The following is a 19,730-nucleotide window of genomic DNA, read 5'->3' on the forward strand; positions in this document are numbered from 1 at the left end:
GGTGGGCGGACCCACCTGGTTCGGTGACCGGGAGCAAGCCCCGGCGGGTCAGGCCGGGGCGACCGGGGGCTTGATGGGGGTGCGGCCGCGGCCGAGGAGCCAGAGCATCGCGGCCAGGGCCGCCACCTGCAGGGGCCAGCCCATCACGATCTTGGCGAAGCCGAGCGCGGCCACCGCCTCGTCGCCGCCGCCGAACAGGTAGACCGGGCCCTGCACCGCCACCCGCACCACGCACGGCAGCATGAGCAGCCAGGTCAGCCGCGTGCAGAGACGGACGATGCCCGCGTCTTTGTGCCAGCCCACCGGGTCGTTGGTGACCGAGCCGATGAGGAAGCCCACGACCGGCCAGCGGGTGACGATGGACAGCAGCATGCCCACCGAGTACGCGCCGTTCCACAGGATGCCGGGCAGGAAGTAGTCTTTCGCGTCGCCGGAGCGGCTGGCGAAGAACGCGCCGATCGCGATGCCGATCAGGCTGTTGATCACGAACTGCGGCGTGGACCGCTGGATCACCCGGGCCAGCAGGAGCAGCACCGACAGCGAGATGCTGATGATGAGCGACTTCTTCAGGTCTTCGGTGAAGATCCACGACAATGTGAAGGCGATCGTCGGCACCGCGGCCTCGATGATGCCGCGGACGCCACCGAAAGCCTTGGCGAGCTGGGCTCGCACCGCCGCCTCGACGGTCTCGTGCGCGACCTCTTCCGCCTCAGCACTCACCTGATCAACTCCCTGGGCGCAGTTCGTATCGCGGATTGAACATCACTTTGCGCCCGTCCTGCATGCTGACCAGGCCCTCGGCCTTGACCGTGCGGCCCGGCTCGATGCCGGCGATCTTGCGGCGGCCGAGCCACACCAGGTCGATCACGTCGGACCCGTCGTACAGCTCGGCCTCCAGGGCGGGAGCGCCGCCCCTCGGACGCAGTGTCACCGTACGTAGCGTACCCGCTACACAGAATCTGCGGCGCCCGCCACACGACACGATGGGCGTCGCACCGACCTCGTCGGCGTCTTCCCGCAGTTCCTGGGCCTCGATCTCGGACTGGGTCGTGGCCAGCCGACTGAAGAAGCCCCGCAATCCCCCGCGTTTCGGAGGCTCTGCCGTACTCATGATGGTTCAGCCTATGTGATGGTAAGCCGTCAGCGAATAGCCGATGGGGGGTCTTGGGAATGTCGCCGGACGGGCCCGGGCGAGTGCCCGCAAATGTAACACTCAGCGGGTCTCGCTGATTTCCGGACCGCGCTTGAAGGGGCTGAACGCCGGCCGTTCCTCCTGCTCCCCGGCCTGCCGCTCCTGCGGACGGCTCAGCGTGATGGGCTCCTCGCGGGTCATCGGCTCGTTGCCGCGCACGACCACGACGTCCTTGACGAAGTCGATGAACGCCCCGGAGACCCGTTCGTCGAAGGCTCCCGGGCCGGTGATGGCCGCCAGGAGGAACCAGCGCGGGCCGTCGACGCCGATGTAGCGGGCCGCCCTGGTGCCGCCTTCCATGGCGACCTCCCCGGCCAGCTCGACGCCGAACGGGCCCTCCCGCTCCTCCAGGGTCTGGGCCTGGGCCATGATCTTGGTCCTGACCTCGTCCCACAGGCCGGCCGAGCGTGGCGCGGCCAGGGCCTGGAGCTGCAGCGAGCTGTCCTCGTACAGGACGACGACGCCGACGTGCTGGTCGCCGAGCGAGGCCAGGCGCACGTCGAAGTCGGGGTTGTGCGGCAGCCGCAGGCCGCCGAGGTCGATCCTGTCGGTGTCGGGGTGGGGCTCGTCGGCGTCCCACGGGCCGGACTCACGGGTGGGGGCCGCTGACTCCTGCTCGGCCACCGCTTCCGGCTGCTCACGACGACGACGTCGGAACACGTTCCTCACTCTCCCTGTTCGCGGGGCCGTGGCCCCAGGCTTCTTCCCGGACCGCCGCTTCAGCGGCCCGTCGATCCGAATCCGTTGGCGCCGCGCACCGAGCCGGGCAGGCGTTCGACCTCGTAGAAGGCCGCGCGCTCGACCCGCTGGACCACGAGCTGGGCCACCCGGTCACCTCGCCGCAGGCGGAACGGCTCCTTGGCGTCGGTGTTGATCAGCGTCACCTTGATCTCGCCCCGGTAGCCGGCGTCGACCGTGCCGGGGGCGTTGACGAGCGTGACGCCGTGGCGGGCCGCCAGGCCGGAGCGCGGGTGCACGAACGCGGCGTAGCCGTCGGGCAGCGCGATCGCGACGCCGGTGCCGACCACGGCCCGCTCGCCCGGCAGCAGCTCGACGTCCTCGGCCGCGTAGAGGTCGGCGCCGGCGTCGCCCGGGTGGGCGTAGGACGGCACCGGCAGCCCGGTGTCGAGCCGGTGGATGAGGACCTCCACGTCGCTCACGGGTTCACCTCGAAGTCCTGGTGTTCGGCGGCGATGGCCGCGAGATCGCCGTGCTCGGCGAAGTGTTCCATGCTCACCTCGATGAACAGCGCTGCCGCGCGGACGGCGACCGGTCCGTCGGGAGCGCCGATGCGCCCCTCAGCCTCAAGGTACGCCTTCCTGCCCGTGATCCCGTTGCACCAGGCGCGCAGGTGGAGTGTCGTGCCCACGGGAACGGGGAGAAGGTAGTCGGTCTCCAGCCGTGCCGTCACATAGGGCTTGTGGAACAGGTAGACGGACATTCCGATGACCTCGTCCATCGCCGCGGCCAGCACGCCGCCGTGGGCGAGCATCGGCGCGCCCTGGTGGGCCTCCCCCACGGTGAACTCGGCCTCGACCGTGACGCCGTCGGGCGTGGCCGCCTTCAGGTGCAGGCCGGTCGGGTGGCCGTGGCCGCAGCCGAAGCAGCGGCTGTAGTGGGAGCCGAGGGAGCTGCCCGGCGCCGGGGCGCCGGGATGGGCCGCGGGCGCCGAGGCGTCCGGCGGCGGGGTGGTGAGGGAGGAACGCGTCACGGGTGACGAGGTTACTCGCTGCGGCCCCCGGACTCGCCCTCGACACCGGATCGGGACCGCCCGGCCTGCCCCACGTCATCACCCTCCGACGGCCCGCCGGGCGCGGACGGCGGCTCCTCGGCGGGACGCCCGCCCGCCGGCGCGTCGCCGGACGGCGGCTCCCCTGCCGGGGGCCCGTGCTCGGGCGGCGGCGGCAGGGCGGGCGGTTTGTGGCGCAGCTCCGGCAGCGCCCGGTAGATCACCGCCGCGACCGGCACGGCCACGGCCGCTCCGGCGATGCCCGCCAGGATGCCGCCCACGGACAGCACCAGGATGATCGCCAGCGGGTGGAAGTTGAGCGCCCGGCCCACGATCAGCGGCTGGAGCACGTGGTTCTCCAGCTGCTGCTCGACGATGAGGATGCCCAGGAAGATCAGCGCGTAGACCAGGCCCTTGGCGCCGAGGGTGACGAGGGTGGCGACGGTGCCGGCGAAGAAGATGCCGACGATCGGGATGAAGCTGGCGAAGAAGATCAGCACGGCCAGCGGCGCCCACAGCGGCACCCCCATGCCGGCCAGCACGATGCCCATGATCAGGCCGTGCACGGCGGCCACGGCCACGGTGCCCTGGACGTAGTGGGAGAGCGTGGTCCAGGCCGCCCGGCCCGCCCGGTCGACCCGCGGCGACATCGAGCCGAAGGCGCGCAGGAACCACGACCAGATGCGGTCGCCGTCCTTGAGCAGGAAGAACGTGACGAAGAGCAGCAGCACGATGGACGCGAGCACCTCGATCGCGACGGCGCTGGCCGAGAGCACGGTGCCGGTGATGGCGGTGCGCTGGGCGTTGACCATCGTGGCGATCTCGTCGACGTACCCGGTGATCTGGGCCTGCTTCAGGTGCAGCGGGCCGGTGATCAGCCACTCCTGGACCGAGCGCGCGGTGGCCTGCACCTGCGTGACCAGGTTGGGGAACTCTTCGCTGGCCCGCGCCCCGACCAGCCAGCCGGTGCCGGCCAGGACGGCCAGCGCGACCAGCATGGTCAGCCAGGTGGCGTAGATGGGCCGCAGGCCCGCCCGTCGCAGGCTCTTGGTCAGCGGGAACAGCAGCGCGGTCAGCAGCAGCGCGATCGCCACGGGCAGCGCCACGAACGTGAGCCGGGCGATCGCCTGGACGAAGAAGTAGACGACCACGCCGACGAGGATCAGGCACCCGCACCATGCGGCCATCTTGGCCAGCACGGGCGGTACGAGTGTGGTGGGGCGGTCGATCTGCACGTGTTCAAGACTGGCACGTCCGCGCCGAGGATGCGCACCGATAAAACGCCCGGGTACCGAAGTGGCCCGCCCAGGCGGCGACACACCGGGCCCGGCGACGCCCGCCGGGACGGTGAGGGACCTGGCCCCTCACCGTCCGAGGCGGACGCCGCCGCGGTTCAGCCCAGGTGCACCTCGACCGTCAGCTCGTCGCCGCCGGTCAGGACGAACTCCTCGACGTTGCCCGCCGCGCACAGGTCGTCCTGGGCCTGCCGGACGAGGTCGGCCTCGGGACCGGAGACGGTCAGCCTGGACACCTCGGCCCGCATCGACGACTTGGCCTCCGACTTGGCCTTGCGCATCCGCCGCAGCACCTCCGAGGCCACGGTCAGCACCGCCGGATCGCCCGTGCCGCGCTCGGGGGCCGGCCAGGCGGCGCGGTGCACCGAGCCCTCGCGCCACCACGACCAGACCTCCTCGGTCACGAACGGCAGCACCGGCGCGAACAGCCGCAGCAGCGTGTCGAGGGCCTGCCGCAGCGCCGCGTGCGCCGAGGCGGCGGCCGGCCCGGACTCGTAGGCCCGCGCCTTGACCAGCTCCAGGTAGTCGTCGCAGAAGGACCAGAAGAACCGCTCGACGGCCTCCAGGGCGCGGGTGTGGTCGTAGGACTCGAACGCCTGCGTGGCCTCGCGGGCCATGTCGGACAGGGCGGCCAGCATCGACAGGTCGATCGGCTCGGTGACCTCGCCCTCGCTGCCGGCCAGGCCGAGCACGAACTTCGAGGCGTTGAGGATCTTGATCGCCAGCCGCCGGCCGATCTTGAGCTGGCCCACGTCGAACGTGGTGTCCACGCCGTAGCGGCCGTTCGCGGCCCAGTAGCGGACCGCGTCGGAGCCGTGCTGCTCCAGCAGGTCGAGCGGGGTGACCACGTTGCCCTTGGACTTGGACATCTTCTTGCGGTCGGGGTCGAGGATCCAGCCGGAGATCGCCACGTCGCTCCACGGCAGCGCGTCGAACTCCAGGTGGGAGCGGACCACCGTCGAGAACAGCCAGGTGCGGATGATCTCGTGCGCCTGCGGCCGCAGGTCGTAGGGGGACACACGCCGGTAGAGGTCGTCGTCGGTCGCCCAGCGGCCGGCGATCTGCGGCGTCAGGGACGAGGTCGCCCAGGTGTCCATGACGTCGGGGTCGGCCATGAAGCCGCCCGGCACCCCCCGCTGCTCCTCGGTGTAGCCGGGCGGCACGTCGGAGGACGGGTCGACCGGCAGCGACTCCTCGGCCGGCAGGATCGGCGCGTCGTGGACCGGGTTGCCGGACTCGTCCAGCGGATACCACACCGGGAACGGCACGCCGAAGAACCGCTGGCGGGAGATCAGCCAGTCGCTGGTCAGGCCCTCGACCCAGTTGTCGTAGCGCACCCGCATGTGCGGCGGGTGCCAGGCCAGCTCGCTGCCGCGCTCCAGCAGCCGGGCGCGCAGCGCCTGCTCGCGCCCGCCGTTGCGGATGTACCACTGGCGGGTGGTGACGATCTCCAGCGGCTTGTCGCCGCGTTCGTAGAACTTCACCGCGCGCTGCACCGGGCGCGGGTCGCCGTCGAGGTCGCCGGACTCGCGCAGCAGCTCCACGATGCGCTCGCGGGCGCTGTGGACGGTCTTGCCGGCCAGCTCCTTGTACGGCTCGGCGTCCACGCCGTCGGGCGGCTCGGGCAGCAGCCGGCCGTCCCAGCCGATGACGGGCCGGGTGGGCAGGTGCAGCTCACGCCACCAGGTGACGTCGGTGATGTCGCCGAACGTGCAGATCATCGCGATGCCGGACCCCTTGTCGGGCTCGGCCAGGTGGTGGGCCAGGATCGGCACCTCGACGCCGAACAGCGGCGTGAGCGCGGACGTGCCGAACAGCGGCTTGTAGCGCTCGTCGTCGGGGTGGGCGACCAGCGCGACGCAGGCCGGGATCAGCTCGGGCCGGGTCGTCTCGATCCAGACGGGCCCGCGCTCGCCGTAGAAGGAGACGCGGTGGAAGGAGCCGGGCCACTCGCGGTCCTCCAGCTCGGCCTGGGCCACCGCGGTGCGGTAGGTGACGTCCCACAGCGTGGGCGCCTCGGCGAGGTAGGCCTCGCCGCGGCCGAGGTTGCGCAGGAACGCCCGCTGGGACACCGCGCGCGACTCGTCGCTGATCGTGGTGTAGAGCAGGTCCCAGTCGACCGACAGGCCGACCCGCCGCCAGACCTCCTCGAACGCCTTCTCGTCGATGGCGGTGAGCTGGTGACACAGCTCCACGAAGTTGCGCCGCGAAATGGAGATCTCACGTTTGCCGGGCTTGTCCGGTGGAACGAAGTCGGGGTCGTACGGCAGCGACGGATCGCAGCGCACCCCGTAGACGTTCTGCACCCGCCGTTCGGTGGGCAGGCCGTTGTCGTCCCAGCCGATGGGGTAGAACACCGACTTGCCGATCATCCGCTGGTAGCGGGCCATGATGTCGGTGTGGGTGAAGGAGAAGACATGACCGACGTGGAGGGAGCCGGACACCGTGGGCGGCGGCGTGTCGATGGAGTAGACCTGCTCGCGCGGCCGGGTGCGGTCGAAGCGGTAGGTGCCCTCCTCCTGCCAGCGAGCTACCCATACCTGCTCCAAGCCGTCGAGGGTCGGCTTTTCCGGCATGGATGCATGGCGTAGTCGCTGTTGAGTCATGCCTCCTTATGGTACGGCTTCGGGGGGACGGCAAGCGTTAGAGACTAGTGTTCGTTACATAGGGGAAGGGAGTTGGCATGGCGGAGGACAAACCCGACATCGCCTGGCGTGTCATCGGTGGTCTGGTGGGCATGGCGACCGCTTGGGGGATGAGAAAGCTGCTCGGGTTCGTCTGGGTCAAGGCGACCGGCAAGGAGCCGCCACTCGACGACGACTCGCCCGAGGTCAGCATGGGTGAGGCGATCGGTTACGCGATCCTCACCGGCGTCGGGATGTCCGTGGCGCAGATCGTGGTCAACCGGACCGCCAAGAAGCGTTACGACGCGTGGAAGTCTGTGAAGCAGGTGTCTCAAGGGCACTGAGGAACTCGCTCGCCCAGCGGTCCACGTCGTAGGTGGCCACCCGGCGGCGCATCGTGCGCATCCGGCGGGCCAGCTCGTGCGGCGTGGCCCGCATGGCGGCGATCATCTGGCGCTTGACGTCCTCGATGTCGTACGGGTTGACCAGGTACGCCTGCCGCAGCTCGTCGGCCGCCCCGGTGAACTCGCTGAGCACCAGGGCGCCCTGGAGGTCGTGGTGGCACGAGACGTACTCCTTGGCCACCAGGTTCATCCCGTCGCGCAGGGGCGTGACCACCATGACGTCGGCCGCCAGGTAGAGCGCGGCCAGCTCGTCGTGGCCGTAGGACTGGTGGAAGTACTGGATCGGCTGCACCCCGATCTGGGCGTGCTCGCCGTTGATCCGGCCCACCTGCAGCTCGATGTCGTCGCGCAGTTTGCGGTACTCGTCCACGCGCTCGCGGCTCGGGGTGGCGATCTGCACGAAGACCGCCTCGTTCGGGCGCAGGCTGCCGTCCTTGAGCAGCTCGCCGAACGCCTCCAGGCGCTGGCCGATGCCCTTGGTGTAGTCGAGCCGGTCCACGCCGAGCAGCACGTGCTCCGGATCGCCCAGCTCGCCCCTGATCTCCTTGGCCCGCGCCACCACCTGTGGCTCGCGCACCAGCGAGTCGAGCTGCCCGAAGTCCACCGAGATCGGGAACGCCTGCGTGGTCACCACCCGGTCGTCGAGGAAGATCTCGTTCCCCTTGTACGGCAGCCCGAGCAGCCGCCGGCACAGCCTGCGGAAGTTCGAGGCCCCGCCGGGAAGCTGGAAGCCGACGAGGTCCGCGCCGAGCAGCCCCTCGACCAGTTCCTTGCGCCAGGGCAGCCGCCAGAACAGCTCGACCGGCGGGAACGGGATGTGCAGGAAGAAGCCGATCCGCAGGTCGGGCCGGAGCCGTCGGAGCATCGCGGGCACGAGCTGGAGCTGGTAGTCCTGCACCCAGACGACGGCCCCCTCCTCGGCTGCCTCGGCGGCGGCCGCGGCGAAGCGTTCGTTGACCGAGCGGTAGGTCTCCCACATCTCCCGCTCGAACACCGGCGGCGCCACCACGTCGTGGTAGAGCGGCCAGAGCGTGGCGTTGGAGAAACCCTCGTAGTAGAGCTCGACCTCGCGGGCCGACAACGGGATCGGGATGAGGCTCATGCCGTCCTGCTCGAACGGTTCGAGCTGCTCGTCCGGCGCGCCGTGCCAACCGGCCCAGGCGCCGTGGCGGCGCTTCATCACGGGCGCTATGGCCGTCACGAGCCCCCCCGGGCTCCTGCGCCACGAGGCCGTTCCGTCTGGCTCGATCGTGCGATCGACCGGCAAGCGGTTCGCGACGATAAGAAACGAGCTACGGCCGGTCACGCAGTCCTCCTAGGGCTCAGGTAGAGGAGAGCCGCAGGCGCGGCTCACGGCGGCCGCGACCTCGTCCGGCCCCCCGCGGGGAATGATCGCGGCGATGTGGGCATCTGGCCTGATCACCCATGCTTCGTCCGGCCGCGCGCCCAGTCTTTCGGCGAGCGAGCCGGACGCATCCATCTCCGTGAGCTCGCGGACGGCGAGCGGTGCCGTAATGACCTTGCCCAAGACCTGCACAAACAAACGCGAATCACACATATCGCCCAACAGAACGAGGAAACCGTCCCGGCAGAACTCGCGCAGTCTGCCCTTCGCCAGCGGCACGTCCGGCAGGATCACCCCGGGGGCCGGCTCGCACAGCGCGCCCTTAGGCGGACGGCCCCGGAACGGCCGTTCCGGCTCGGGCGTGGTGAGCGGCGAGTCGACGTACCAGTAGGGCTCGGCGAAGCGTCCGGAGTCGACCTCGGCGACCAGGCCGCCCTCCAGCACCTCCCGCCGTCTGGCCCGGTCCCGGGCCGTCCGCGGCGCGAGGAAGCGCATGGTGGCGGCGGTGACCTCCAGGTTCTCCAGCGCCGCCGCGTGCCGCTCGACGTGGTACGACTCCAGCAGCTCGGGCCCGGCCCAGCCGTTGAGCGCGAAGGCCAGCTTCCAGGCCGCGTTCTCGGCGTCGGGCACGCCGGAGTTGAGCCCGCGGGCCCCGAAGGGCGCCACCAGATGGGCGCAGTCGCCCGCCAGCAGCACCCGCCCGACCCGCATCCGGGACGCGACCCGCGAGTGGAACCGGTACGTGCTGTGCCAGATCACCTCGTACGGCCGATCCCCAATGATTTGCCGGATTTTCTGCGAAATATCGTCTTTTGTTGGGATGAAGTCCGGCGCGATCTGCCAGTCGATCCGGTACGTCCCGTTCGGGCAGGGATGGATGAGGACCTGGCGGCCCGGGTTCCACACCGGGTCGAAGTAGAAGCGCCGCTCGTTCTCCCAGCCGGGCAGCTCCGCTCGGATGTCGCAGATCAGGAACTGGTCGTCGAACGCCTCGCCGTCGAAGGAGACGCCGAGCGACCGGCGTACCTGCTGGGCCCGGGCACCCGCGCAGACCAGCACGTAGGGGGCGCGCAGCAGCCGCTGCCCGCACTGGACCTCGACCCCGGCCGGGTCCTGGACCAGCCCGGTGACCTCGTGGTTCCAGCGCACCTCGATCAGCGGCTGGTCGGCGACGACCTCGTCGAGCAGCTGTTCGGTGCGGGCCTGGGAGATGTTCACGCAGGGCGGCAGCGGGCCCTGGCCGTCGAAGGACCAGGAGAACAGCTCGCGGTCACGGTAGTAGGTGCGGGCCGTGGTCCAGGCCAGCCCCTCCTCCGCCACCCGGCCCGCGCCCGCCGCGGCCCAGATGTCGAGCACGTCGCGCTGCTGGCAGATCGACTTCGAGCCGCCGCCGTCGCGGGCCTGGCGCCGGTCCAGCATCAGCACCCGGATGCCCCATCTGGCCAGCAGCAGCGCGGCGGTCTGGCCGACCGGGCCCGCGCCGACGACGATCACCTGCGGCACGGACTCCCCGGGTCTCATGACTGGAGCTCGTCCCACACTTCGCGGTCGCGTTCGGCGGTCCAGATGCGCGGACGTTCGACGCCGTGGAGCTCGTCCCAGAGGCGGGAGACGTTGAAGGGCAGGCAGTGCTCGAAGATGGGCCAGCCGCCGTAGCGGGGCGCGAGGGCCCGGTGGGTGCGCTCGAACGCCTCCTTCAGCCCGCCCGCCGCGCCGACCTCGCGCAGCATCACGGTCAGGAAGTCGCGGCTCTGGGTGATGGCCGCCTCGACCGCGGTCTTGCCGTGGGCCACCGCTCCCCTGCCGCCCACCAGCGTCTCGGCCCCGAACGAGGCGACGCGGTCGAGCGTGCCGGCGGCCCATTCGCGGTGGAAGGCGTCACCGGTGTAGAGCGCGGCCTGCGACTCGACCAGGTCGCCGGCGAACAGGATGCGCTGTTCGGGCAGCCAGGCCACCAGGTCGCCCTCGGTGTGGCCGCGCCCGCAGTGGGCCAGCACCAGGTCGCCCCTGCCGCCGCCGAGGTCGATGGTGAAGGTGTCGCCGAACGTGGCGGTGGGCCAGGTCAGGCCGGGGATCGAGGCGGGGTCCTTGAACAGGCGGGGCATCCGGGCGTACTCGCTGGCCCAGTCCTGCTCGCCGCGCTCGGCGATCAGCTCGCGGGTCTTGTCGTGGGCCACGATGACGTCGGCGCCGAACGCCGAGGCGCCCAGCACCCGGACCGCGTGGTAGTGGGAGAGCACGAGGTATCTGACCGGTTTGCCGGTGTGCTCGCGCAGCCTGGCCAGCCAGTCGGCGGCGGCCGTGGGCGTGGCCAGGGCCTCGAAGCAGACCAGGAAGTCCTCGCCCTCGATCGCGCCCACGTTGGGATCGCCCTCGGCGGTGAGCGCGTAGACGCCGTCCGCCAGCACCTCAAGGGACTGCCGCTTCTCACCGAGATCCGCCGACGAGGCGAACGGCTTGCTCATCGTCTCTCCTCACGCGCCGAGGCCGACCCGCTGATGAACCAGGACATACCCCACAAACGGCCCTTACCGCTCCACCGCGCCGGCCCTCCCTTGACAGTGCTCGGCAGGACGGTGAAGTGTTTACCGAACATTCGGTCAGTAAGCAAGGGAGACCTGTGTGGAGAGCGCGCGTCGCATGATGGACGCCGACACCGCCTCCGCCGCCCTGGGCATCGAGCTGGTGGAGCTGGCCGAGGGCCGCGCGGTGTGCCGGATGGCGGTGACCGGCCAGATGATCAACGGACACTCCCTCTGCCACGGCGGCTACGTCTTCCTGCTGGCCGACACCGCCTTCGCCTGCGCGTGCAACACCCGCGGCCCGGTGACCGTGGCGGCCGGGGCCGAGATCACCTTCGTCGCCCCCGCCCACGAGGGCGACGTGCTGGTGGCCGAGGCGGCCGAGCGCACCAGCTACGGCCGCAGCGGCATCTACGACATCACCGTGCGCGGGGCCGGCGGCCGGGTGGTCGCGGAGTTCCGCGGGCGCAGCAGGGAGCTGAGATGAGGCCCGTCCCCCCGCCGTCCCCCGAGGAGCTCGACCCGGTCGAGCGCGTCTCCAGGGACGAGCTCATGGCCCTGCAACTGCGACGCCTGCGCTGGACGTTGGCGCACGCCTACGACAACGTGCCGCTCTACCGGCGCAAGTTCGACGAGCACGGCGTCCGCCCTGACGACTGCCGGAGCCTGGACGACCTCGCGCACTTCCCGTTCACCACCAAGGAGGACCTGCGCGAGTCCTACCCGTTCGGCATGTTCGCCGTGCCGCGCGAGCAGGTGGCGCGGATCCACGCCTCCTCAGGCACCACGGGCCAGCCCACGGTCGTGGGGTACACGCGGGCCGACCTCGACGTCTGGGCGCAGGTGATGGCCCGGTCGATCCGGGCGTCCGGCGGGCGTCCCGGCGACGTGGTGCACGTGGCCTACGGCTACGGGCTGTTCACCGGCGGCCTCGGCGCCCATTACGGGGCCGAGCGGCTGGGCTGCACCGTCGTGCCGGTCTCCGGCGGCATGACGGCCCGGCAGGTCCGGCTCATCACCGACTTCCGGCCCAGGGTCATCATGGTCACGCCGTCGTACCTGCTGGCGCTGCTCGACGAGTTCGCCGCGCAGGGCCTCGACCCGCGCGAGAGCTCGCTGGAGATCGGCATCTTCGGCGCCGAGCCCTGGACCGAGCGCATGCGCGCCGAGATCGAGGAGCGCTTCGACCTGCACGCCGTCGACATCTACGGCCTGTCGGAGGTCATGGGCCCCGGCGTGGCCAACGAGTGCGTCGAGACCAAGGACGGCCTGCACGTCTGGGAGGACCACTTCTACCCCGAGACCGTCGACCCCTTCACCGGCGAACCGGCCCCGGACGGCGGCGAGCTGGTGTTCACCAGCCTCACCAAGGAGGCCATGCCGGTCATCCGCTACCGCACCCGCGACCTGACCAGGCTGCTGCCCGGCACGGCCAGGCCCGCCTTCCGCCGCATGGAGAAGGTCACCGGCCGCACCGACGACATGATCATCCTGCGTGGCGTGAACGTGTTCCCGACCCAGATCGAGGAGCTCGTGCTGCGCGTGCCCGGCCTGTCGCCGCACTTCCAGCTCCACCTGACCCGGCCGGACCGGCTCGACGTGCTCACCGTCAGGGTCGAGGCGCGGCCGGGCGCGACCGCTCGTGAGGAGGCCGGGCGCGCGCTGCGCCACGCGGTCAAGGCGGGCGTCGGGGTGAGCGTCGAGGTCGAGGTCGTGGACCCGGAGACGCTGGAGCGGTCGGTGGGCAAGCTCAAGCGCGTGGTGGACGACCGGGACGTCTGAGCCGTCCCGGTGCGCCGGACTACGGCGTCAGCTCGTCAGGGGGAGCCTGCGTCGGCAACGACGGGCCCTTGAGGCGCAGGTCGGCGCGGATGGCCTTGCCGAGCTTGCCGGTCGCGCCGCGGTTGAGCGCGCCGCCGGCGACGGCCCCGGTGAGGAAGGGGCCGAAGGTGGTCAGATGACGCCCGAGCGTACGCATGAGGCGGTTGCGAAGAGCGGCCTTGGACGCCGCGCCGAGCGCGAGCGAGACGGACGCGGGGGCGAGGGGGTCGATGCCGCGCTGTTTGGCCCAGGCGGAGGTGAAGGCGAAGGCCCGCTGGGTGCCGGTGCCCTGGACGCGGACGCCGTAGACCTCGTGCAGCTCGGCCAGGAGCTTGACCTCGATCGCGGCGACGACGATGGTCTCCGCCACGAGCTGCGCGGGCGCTGAGAGCAGGAGGGGTGGTGCGGCGAACTGGGCCGCCGCGAGTGCTCCGCCGATGGCCCCGACCGTCATGGTGGCCTTCTGGGCGGTGCGCACCAGGTCGTCGGCGAGCTCCTCGCCGGTGAGGCCGTGATGGTGCTCCGACAGCGTGTGCAGGTCGCGGATGGGGATGCGGGGCGCGATGCTGAGGAAGACCTCGGCCAGCCAGCGACCGCGGCCCGCGCCGCTCGCTCGTGCCTTCTTCGCCCCTGTGGCCAGGGACTTCGCCAGTCGGCCGAGCAGCCTGCGCCGCTCGGCCGGCTCCAGCTCACCCGGCTGGGTGAGCCGTACGACGAGCTCGCCGACCTCCTTCTCGGGGTCGGCGCTCCCGTCGTCAACTTGCCGGTCGTCCTTCTCAGGTTCGGCCACGCGATGCCTCCGTCCACTTGGTCACGACCGCTCAGGGCAGGCGGGCTCGGTCGTTCCTTGGGTCCCTCACCCTGAGCTCCTTCGCTCCAGCGGTCAGGCGGCACACTCCCGGCAGACCTGCTGGCCGTTCTTCTCGGAGGCCAGCTGGCTGCGGTGGTGTACCAGGAAGCAGCGCGAGCAGGTGAACTCGTCGGCCTGGCGGGGAATCACCCGCAGGGAGAGCTCTTCGTTCGACAGATCCGCGCCGGGCAGCTCCAGCGACTCGGCGAGGTCGGTCTCGTCGATGTCGATGCTGCCGGACGACTTGTCGGTACGCCGTGCCTGGAGTTCTTGGAGGCTGTCCTCCCCCAGGTCGTCGTCTGTCTTTCGCGGGCTGTCGTAGTCGGTAGCCATTGTGCTTACTCCATCCCCCTCATCTATATGTCTTCGCGCTCATCGCGCGTCTTCTAACGTCCGGGAGGCCCATCTTGTGCCCGTTCCGTCGGGGAGATTTTCCATCGGTACCCCGCGCGAACGGACAACGAACCTCCCAACACGTCCGGGCCTGCCGCCGACGGCAATGGTTAGCCAAATATGGCGAAACCCACAGCCTTGGCGTCATGCACCACCGTGTTCGACGGCACATCCAACCACATGTACGGCGAGAACGAGACGCCCCCACTACATCAACACGCGGACGAACACACCGGAACGTCACCCCGTCAGCGCCCCATGGCCCACACAAGGGCGCTCGATCAACGTGTCGGAAGCCGAATCGTCACCACAAGTCCTCCGCCATCTCGTGGCACAGCGGTCACGTTCCCACCGTGTGCCTGCACGACCGCACGGACGATGGACAGCCCCAGCCCCGAGCCCTTGGCCGATTCCACGCGGTCGGCGTGGAGCCTCCTGAACGGCTCGAACAGGCTGTTCACCTCGTACGCCGGGACGTGCTGCCCCGTGTTGGCCACCTGAACAACCAGCCCCCCGTCCGCCATTCCCGTTCGGATCCAGACTTTTCCGCTTTCGGGAAGGTTGTACTTGAGGGCGTTCTCCAGCAGGTTGCCGACCGACCGCTCCAGAAGCACCGGGTCGCCCACGGTAGGCGCGCTGACCAGTTCGGCCACAACGGTCACGCCCTGTTCCGCGGCGAAGGGCGCGAGCTGTTCCACGGCCGTCTGCGCGACTTCCTGAACGTCGAGCGGTTTGCGCACCGCGAGTTCGCGTTCGCTCCTGGCGAGCAACAGCAACCCCTCGATGAGCTTCTCGTTACGCGCGTTGACTTCCAGCAACGTACGGCCGAGCGCTTTGAGATCCTCCGACGCCTCCGGATCCGACAGCGCGATCTCCAGGACGGTCCGGTTAATCGTCAACGGCGTGCGCAATTCGTGGGAGGCGTTGGCCACGAATCTGCGCTGGGTGTCGAAGGCGACGTTGAGCCGGGTCAGCATGGCGTCGAAGGTGTCGGCCAGCTCCTTCAGCTCGTCGTTGGGGCCGCGCAGGGCGATGCGCTGATGGGCCAGCGTGCTCTCCGACAGCTTGCGGGCCGCGCTGGTCATCTGGGCGACCGGCCGCAGAGCCCGGTCGGCCACGAAGTAGCCGATGATGAGCGCGAGGATGCCGACCCCGGCCAGCGCCATGAACGAGCTGCTGAACAACGCGTCGCGGGCGCTGCTGACGGCCCGCCCCTTGGCCAGGGTCCACCGGTTCTGCATGATGGCGGCGTCGAGGGGGTCGAGGTCGTCGGTGATCAGGTCGGGCCAGGCGTTCTCGATCGACCTGCCCACGATCGAGTAGACGACGAACAGCAGCACGGCCGCGGCGGCGAACACCAGGGCGCTGTAGGTGAGCGTGAGCCGCCACCGGATGCTGACCTTGGCCGGCAGCCCCTTGACACGTTCCAGGGGGCTGCGGACGGGCGTCTCGGAGCCGGGCGGGGGCGGGCCGTCCCAGGCCGGCGGCCCGCTCGGGGGTGGCGCCTCCTGCACGCGCGTCGCCTTCCTGGCCGAATGGGGGCTGATCATCGGATGCGTCGGCCCCGCCCCGCCCTCTGGCCGTTCACTCACAACTTGTACCCAACCCCGGGCACGGTCTCGATCACCTGAGGCTCGCCCAGCTTCTTCCGCAACGTCATCATGGTCACCCGGACCACGTTCGTGAACGGGTCGATGTTCTCGTCCCACGCCTTGTCCAGCAGGTCCTCCTGGCTGACCACCGCGCCCTCGGCGCGCATCAGCTCCTCCAGGACCGCGAACTCCTTCTTGGTGAGGACGATCTCCTTGCCGTCGCGCTCGACCAGCCGCTTGCCCGGGTCGAGGCGGATGCCGGCCCGCTCCAGCACGGGCGGCAGCGCGGGCGCGGAACGCCGGCCGAGCGCGCGCACCCGGGCCACCAGCTCGATGAACACGAACGGCTTGGCCAGGTAGTCGTCGGCCCCGAGGCCGAGCCCCTCCACCTTGTCGTCCACGTCGCCGGAGGCGGTCAGCATGAGGATCCGCGAGGCCGAACGCTGCTCGACCAGCCTGCGGCACACCTCGTCGCCGTGCACGACCGGCAGGTCGCGGTCGAGCACGATGACGTCGTAGTCGATGTAGGAGGTGCGCTCAAGGGCGCCGCCGCCGTCGTAGGCGACGTCGACGGCCATGGCCTCACGCCTCAGCCCGGTCGCGATCGCGTCGGCGAGCACCCGCTCGTCCTCTACAACCAGCACTCGCACGCCTGGTACACCTCTTTCCGGTTCCGGTGCCTCATTCTGCCTACAGGCTCGATAAGCGCACGGTAAGGCATGTCCAGGGGTGGACCGGGCAGGGGCCGCGGAAATTCATGTTTCAGAGGGCGATAACCCGGGGTATGCCGTCGGGACACCCATTGCCCGGACATCCACTGGCAATGGGGTCCACTTCACCCCGCACGGATCGAACCCCTGAGAGAGTAGGTGAGATGGGCGAGTTCACCACCACGATCGAACGCCGCCTCGACCAGGCTTACAAGGGCCTCACCGAGGCCCGTTGCACCGGCGACGACTACCTCGCCGACACCCTCACCGCCGAGATCGAGGACCTGCGCCGCCTGGCCGACGATCACGGCATCCCGCTGCCGCGTTAGACAGACGTGTGCGACGGCCGGGGCCCATGGGGTCCCGGCCGTCCCGTCATGCGCGCCGATCCGTCAGGAGTCGCGTTCGGGGTCCAGCGGCACGAGCAGGTCGTGCAGCTCCTCGAACAGGCCGGGCGCCGCGCACAGCACGAACTCCGGGCCGGCCGGACGGCCGCGCAGCCCGCCGAGCCGGGCTCCCGACTCGGTCGCCACCAGCCCGGCCGCGGCGAAGTCCCACGCGTTGGTGCCGCGCTCGTAGTACGCGTCCACCCGCCCGGCCGCCACCGAGCACAGGTCGATGGCGCACGAGCCGCCGCGCCGGATGTCACGAACCCGCGGCAGCACCGACGCCACGACCCGCCCCTGGACCTCGCGGCGCGGCGCCGAATAGCCGAACCCGGTCGCGACCAGCGCCCTGGCCATCGGCACCTCTCTGTTGCAGCGCAGCCGCGCGCCGCCCAGCCAGGCGCCCTCGCCGAGCGCGGCGGTGAACACCTCTCCCCGCGCCGGCACGTTGACCACCCCCGCCACGACCTGCCCGGCCACCTCGACGGCGATCGACACCGCCCAGTCCGGCAGGCCGTACAGGAAGTTGACGGTGCCGTCCACGGGGTCGACGATCCACCGCACGTCGGACGCGCCCGGCGCCTCGCCGCCCTCCTCGCCGAGGAAGCGGTCGTCCGGGCGGACCGCCAGGACGCGCTCGCGGATCAGCTCCTCCGACGCCTTGTCCAGGACGGTGACGACGTCGGTGGGGCTGGACTTGGTCTCGACGTCCGCCGACATCGTGGGCCGCTTGGCCAGCAGCATGTCGCCGGCCTCCCGGGCGATGTCCTCGGCCAGCCGCAGGAAGTCGGTCATCAGGCCACCGAGTCCGGGCGCTTCCACTCCTCGCCGAGCACGTGCTGGGCGAGGAAGGCGAGAACGGTCTCGTACCAGGCGATGACGTTGCCCGGCTTGAGGATCCAGTGGTTCTCGTCGGGGAAGTACAGGAACTTCGACTCGACGTCGGAGCGCTGGAGGTCCCACCACAGGCGCAGGGACTCGCCGATCGGCACCCGGTAGTCCTTGTCGCCGTGGATGACGAGCATCGGGGTGGTGATCTTGCCGATCGCCAGGTGCGGGGAGAGCCGGTCGTAGCGCTCCGAGCCTGGCTCGCCGAACTCGCGCTGCCAGTACAGGGAGGAGTCGGTGGTGCCGGCGAACTGGTCGAGGTTCCACAGCGCGGCGTGGGTGACGATGGCCTGGTAGCGGTCGGTGTGCCCGGCCAGCCAGTTGGCCATGTAGCCGCCGAACGAGCCGCCCATCGCCGCCACGCGCTCGTTGTCGATGTCGTCCCTGGCCAGGGCGACGTCCACGATGGCGTCGAGGTCGGCCTGGGTGCGGGGGCCCCAGTCGCCCCAGCCGCGGTCGATCATCTCCTGGCCGTAGCCGGTGGACAGGCAAGGGTCGGGCATGAGGACGGCGTACCCGCGCTGGGCCATGATCCACGACTGCCAGCGCCACTGCCAGTCGTTCCAGGACGCGACCGGCCCGCCGTGGATCCACAGCAGGAACGGCGCGGGGCTGTCGGCCGAGGCGCCCTCGGGCAGCACGAGCCAGCCGCGCACGGTCGCGCCGTCGTCGGCGGTGGCCGAGATCTCGGTCAGCGTGCCCGGCACCTCGGGACGCGGGGCCGGCGAGGGCAGGTCGGCGATCTCGCCGGTGGCCACGTCGATCCTGGCGGGGGCGGGGGCGAGGGCGATGTTGCTGCGCAGGGCGTAGACGTACGTGCCGTCGGCGCTCGCGTTGACCCCGAGGTAGGCGGCGTCGTCGGCGGTGAGCCTGGTGTGCTCGCCGGCCAGCGGGACGCGGAAGACCGGACGGCGGCCCTGGTGGTCGGCGACCAGATAGAGGGCCGAGGAGTCGGGGGCCCAGGCGACGTCCGTCGGGAACAGGCCGGGGGCGTAGGCCCGGCCCTCGCCGGTGGCCAGGTCGGCGATCCACAGCTCCACGCGGACGGAGACGTCCACGCTCGTGATGCGCTCGCGCGCGCAGGCCACCCGCGTGCCGTCGGGCGAGACGGCGATCGGGCCGCCGAAGTCGTGGGCCTCGTCGGTGAGCAGGGTGCGCCGCTCGCCGGTGGCCACGTCGATGGCGACCAGGTCCGTGCGGTTGTCGCCGCCGGGCAGGTACCGGCGCCAGGAGGCGATCACGGTGGAGCCGTCGGGGGTGAGCTCGAAGGTGGTGTCGCGCAGCGCCTCGCCCGCGTCGGGGGTCAGCTCGCGCACGTCCTCCAGACGGTCGGCGCCGAGCCGGCCGGCGAACAGCCGGGTGCGGGCCGGGCCGAGGTCGTGGTCCCAGTAGCGGACCGGGTAGCCCTCGTGCAGGATCGCGCTGATGCCGGCGTCCTTGCGGGCCTTGCGCCGCTCGTCCTCGGTCGCCTCCTCTCCGTCGAGCACGTCGGAGGCGAACACCACCACGTCGCCCGCCGTGCGGGCGGCGCCGATGCCGCCGGGACGGGTGGCGATCTGGCGGGCCTCGCCGCCGGCGCGCGGCAGCAGCCACAGCGCGGGCACCTCGTCGGCCGCGTCCTTGACGGTGGGGTCGGGGCGCGCGGAGGTGAACAGCACGTCCCCCGCGTCGGTGAAGACGGCGGCCGACTCGCCCTTGGCGGAACGGGTCAGGCGGTACGGCTCACCGTCGACGGGGATCGCCCAGAGCGCGGTGCCGTACGACTTGCCGTCGGGTTCGAGCGCCTGCACGACCGAGATCAGGCGGGAGCCGTCAGGCGAGAGCTTCAGGGAGAGGACCCGGGGAATGGCCACATAGTCACGAATGTCATCGAATGCGCTCACTCGACCGAACCTACCTGGTCACCGCCGCTCCACGGGAGGCGGCGCGCTCGGCGCTCCCTCGGGCGCGGACCACCGGGCCTCCTGACTAGGCTTGAC

At 70.8% G+C, this 19,730-nt stretch carries 20 protein-coding genes; 4 read left to right on the forward strand and 16 right to left on the reverse strand.

What is annotated here, in order from left to right; translation table 11 throughout:
- Positions 1–48: 48 nt before the first annotated feature.
- The 7 genes from AB0J97_RS18930 to valS all read right to left on the reverse strand — a co-directional run bounded on the left by AB0J97_RS18930 (position 49) and on the right by valS (position 6,792).
- Positions 49–720: a DUF3159 domain-containing protein gene (locus tag AB0J97_RS18930; RefSeq protein ID WP_364090149.1), complete on the reverse strand. Its 672-nt coding sequence runs from the start codon at positions 718–720 to the stop codon at positions 49–51.
- 4 nt (positions 721–724) lie between these two features.
- On the reverse strand, positions 725–1,111 hold the full coding sequence (locus AB0J97_RS18935) for an OB-fold nucleic acid binding domain-containing protein (protein ID WP_103955393.1): 387 nt from the start codon (positions 1,109–1,111) through the stop codon (positions 725–727).
- Between the two features lie 102 nt (positions 1,112–1,213).
- Positions 1,214–1,852, reverse strand: a complete 639-nt coding sequence (locus AB0J97_RS18940) for a DUF3710 domain-containing protein (RefSeq protein ID WP_364090152.1) — start codon at positions 1,850–1,852, stop codon at positions 1,214–1,216.
- A gap of 59 nt (positions 1,853–1,911) precedes the next feature.
- A complete protein-coding gene (dut, locus tag AB0J97_RS18945; RefSeq protein WP_364090155.1) occupies positions 1,912–2,352 on the reverse strand; it encodes a dUTP diphosphatase in 441 nt (146 codons plus the stop codon).
- Positions 2,349–2,903 carry a PaaI family thioesterase gene (locus AB0J97_RS18950; protein WP_357697949.1) on the reverse strand — a complete coding sequence of 185 codons (555 nt, stop codon included), beginning with the start codon at positions 2,901–2,903 and terminating at the stop codon, positions 2,349–2,351. Before AB0J97_RS18950 ends, dut begins: the two co-directional genes overlap by 4 nt.
- An 11-nt stretch (positions 2,904–2,914) precedes the next feature.
- Positions 2,915–4,156 carry an AI-2E family transporter gene (locus AB0J97_RS18955; RefSeq protein ID WP_364090159.1) on the reverse strand — a complete coding sequence of 414 codons (1,242 nt, stop codon included), beginning with the start codon at positions 4,154–4,156 and terminating at the stop codon, positions 2,915–2,917.
- 158 nt (positions 4,157–4,314) lie between these two features.
- Positions 4,315–6,792, reverse strand: coding sequence for a valine--tRNA ligase (gene valS / locus AB0J97_RS18960; RefSeq protein WP_364090161.1), 2,478 nt, complete (start codon positions 6,790–6,792; stop codon positions 4,315–4,317).
- A 107-nt stretch (positions 6,793–6,899) separates the two neighbouring features.
- Between valS and AB0J97_RS18965 the strand changes: the two genes are divergently transcribed.
- A complete protein-coding gene (locus AB0J97_RS18965; RefSeq protein ID WP_125646414.1) occupies positions 6,900–7,184 on the forward strand; it encodes a DUF4235 domain-containing protein in 285 nt (94 codons plus the stop codon).
- Here AB0J97_RS18965 and AB0J97_RS18970 read toward each other — a convergent pair.
- The 3 genes from AB0J97_RS18970 to AB0J97_RS18980 are packed head-to-tail and all read right to left on the reverse strand — an operon-like array spanning position 7,117 to position 11,054.
- Positions 7,117–8,550 carry a trehalose-6-phosphate synthase gene (locus AB0J97_RS18970; protein WP_364090164.1) on the reverse strand — a complete coding sequence of 478 codons (1,434 nt, stop codon included), beginning with the start codon at positions 8,548–8,550 and terminating at the stop codon, positions 7,117–7,119. The two genes, AB0J97_RS18965 and AB0J97_RS18970, sit on opposite strands and share 68 nt — an antisense overlap.
- A 9-nt stretch (positions 8,551–8,559) precedes the next feature.
- Positions 8,560–10,110, reverse strand: coding sequence for an FAD-dependent monooxygenase (locus AB0J97_RS18975; protein WP_364090167.1), 1,551 nt, complete (start codon positions 10,108–10,110; stop codon positions 8,560–8,562).
- Positions 10,107–11,054, reverse strand: a complete 948-nt coding sequence (locus AB0J97_RS18980) for an MBL fold metallo-hydrolase (RefSeq protein ID WP_357697939.1) — start codon at positions 11,052–11,054, stop codon at positions 10,107–10,109. Before AB0J97_RS18980 ends, AB0J97_RS18975 begins: the two co-directional genes overlap by 4 nt.
- 175 nt (positions 11,055–11,229) lie before the next feature.
- Between AB0J97_RS18980 and paaI the strand changes: the two genes are divergently transcribed.
- A complete protein-coding gene (gene paaI / locus AB0J97_RS18985; protein ID WP_364090313.1) occupies positions 11,230–11,598 on the forward strand; it encodes a hydroxyphenylacetyl-CoA thioesterase PaaI in 369 nt (122 codons plus the stop codon).
- The gene (gene paaK / locus AB0J97_RS18990) at positions 11,595–12,893 is read left to right on the forward strand and encodes a phenylacetate--CoA ligase PaaK (RefSeq protein ID WP_364090171.1); all 1,299 of its coding nucleotides are present in this window, start codon (positions 11,595–11,597) and stop codon (positions 12,891–12,893) included. The genes paaI and paaK overlap by 4 nt, the downstream gene beginning before the upstream one ends.
- A gap of 19 nt (positions 12,894–12,912) precedes the next feature.
- Here paaK and AB0J97_RS18995 read toward each other — a convergent pair whose 3' ends face one another.
- The 4 genes from AB0J97_RS18995 to AB0J97_RS19010 all read right to left on the reverse strand — a co-directional run bounded on the left by AB0J97_RS18995 (position 12,913) and on the right by AB0J97_RS19010 (position 16,417).
- Positions 12,913–13,722, reverse strand: a complete 810-nt coding sequence (locus AB0J97_RS18995) for a hypothetical protein (protein WP_364090174.1) — start codon at positions 13,720–13,722, stop codon at positions 12,913–12,915.
- Positions 13,723–13,815: 93 nt separating this feature from the next.
- Positions 13,816–14,115: a DUF4193 domain-containing protein gene (locus AB0J97_RS19000; protein WP_020542847.1), complete on the reverse strand. Its 300-nt coding sequence runs from the start codon at positions 14,113–14,115 to the stop codon at positions 13,816–13,818.
- Positions 14,116–14,456: 341 nt separating this feature from the next.
- On the reverse strand, positions 14,457–15,767 hold the full coding sequence (locus AB0J97_RS19005) for a HAMP domain-containing sensor histidine kinase (protein ID WP_364090177.1): 1,311 nt from the start codon (positions 15,765–15,767) through the stop codon (positions 14,457–14,459).
- The gene (locus AB0J97_RS19010) at positions 15,764–16,417 is read right to left on the reverse strand and encodes a response regulator transcription factor (RefSeq protein ID WP_349451511.1); all 654 of its coding nucleotides are present in this window, start codon (positions 16,415–16,417) and stop codon (positions 15,764–15,766) included. The genes AB0J97_RS19005 and AB0J97_RS19010 overlap by 4 nt, the downstream gene beginning before the upstream one ends.
- A 224-nt stretch (positions 16,418–16,641) precedes the next feature.
- On the opposite strand from AB0J97_RS19010, the gene AB0J97_RS19015 reads away from it, so the two are divergent.
- Positions 16,642–16,806 (forward strand): hypothetical protein, encoded by a 165-nt coding sequence (locus tag AB0J97_RS19015; protein WP_357697930.1) that lies wholly within the window; start codon positions 16,642–16,644, stop codon positions 16,804–16,806.
- Positions 16,807–16,869: 63 nt separating this feature from the next.
- Here the strand turns inward: AB0J97_RS19015 and AB0J97_RS19020 are convergent, their stop codons facing one another.
- Positions 16,870–17,658 (reverse strand): inositol monophosphatase family protein, encoded by a 789-nt coding sequence (locus AB0J97_RS19020; protein WP_357697928.1) that lies wholly within the window; start codon positions 17,656–17,658, stop codon positions 16,870–16,872.
- Positions 17,658–19,634, reverse strand: a complete 1,977-nt coding sequence (locus tag AB0J97_RS19025; protein WP_364090182.1) for a S9 family peptidase — start codon at positions 19,632–19,634, stop codon at positions 17,658–17,660. Before AB0J97_RS19025 ends, AB0J97_RS19020 begins: the two co-directional genes overlap by 1 nt.
- Positions 19,635–19,730: the final 96 nt, after the last annotated feature.

This window comes from Nonomuraea sp. NPDC049607, assembly GCF_040675375.1.
GTDB lineage: Bacteria > Actinomycetota > Actinomycetes > Streptosporangiales > Streptosporangiaceae > Nonomuraea.

Excerpts from the sequence above, each read along its gene's own strand:
- AB0J97_RS19000 (WP_020542847.1), bottom strand. The coding sequence starts at position 14,115 with ATGGCTACCGACTACGACAGCCCGCGAAAGACAGACGACGACCTGGGG.
- paaI (WP_364090313.1), top strand. The coding sequence starts at position 11,230 with ATGATGGACGCCGACACCGCCTCCGCCGCCCTGGGCATCGAGCTGGTG.
- AB0J97_RS18975 (WP_364090167.1), bottom strand. The coding sequence starts at position 10,110 with ATGAGACCCGGGGAGTCCGTGCCGCAGGTGATCGTCGTCGGCGCGGGC.
- AB0J97_RS18965 (WP_125646414.1), top strand. The coding sequence starts at position 6,900 with ATGGCGGAGGACAAACCCGACATCGCCTGGCGTGTCATCGGTGGTCTG.
- valS (WP_364090161.1), bottom strand. The coding sequence starts at position 6,792 with ATGCCGGAAAAGCCGACCCTCGACGGCTTGGAGCAGGTATGGGTAGCT.
- AB0J97_RS18935 (WP_103955393.1), bottom strand. The coding sequence starts at position 1,111 with ATGAGTACGGCAGAGCCTCCGAAACGCGGGGGATTGCGGGGCTTCTTC.
- AB0J97_RS19020 (WP_357697928.1), bottom strand. The coding sequence starts at position 17,658 with ATGACCGACTTCCTGCGGCTGGCCGAGGACATCGCCCGGGAGGCCGGC.
- AB0J97_RS18980 (WP_357697939.1), bottom strand. The coding sequence starts at position 11,054 with ATGAGCAAGCCGTTCGCCTCGTCGGCGGATCTCGGTGAGAAGCGGCAG.
- AB0J97_RS19015 (WP_357697930.1), top strand. The coding sequence starts at position 16,642 with ATGGGCGAGTTCACCACCACGATCGAACGCCGCCTCGACCAGGCTTAC.
- paaK (WP_364090171.1), top strand. The coding sequence starts at position 11,595 with ATGAGGCCCGTCCCCCCGCCGTCCCCCGAGGAGCTCGACCCGGTCGAG.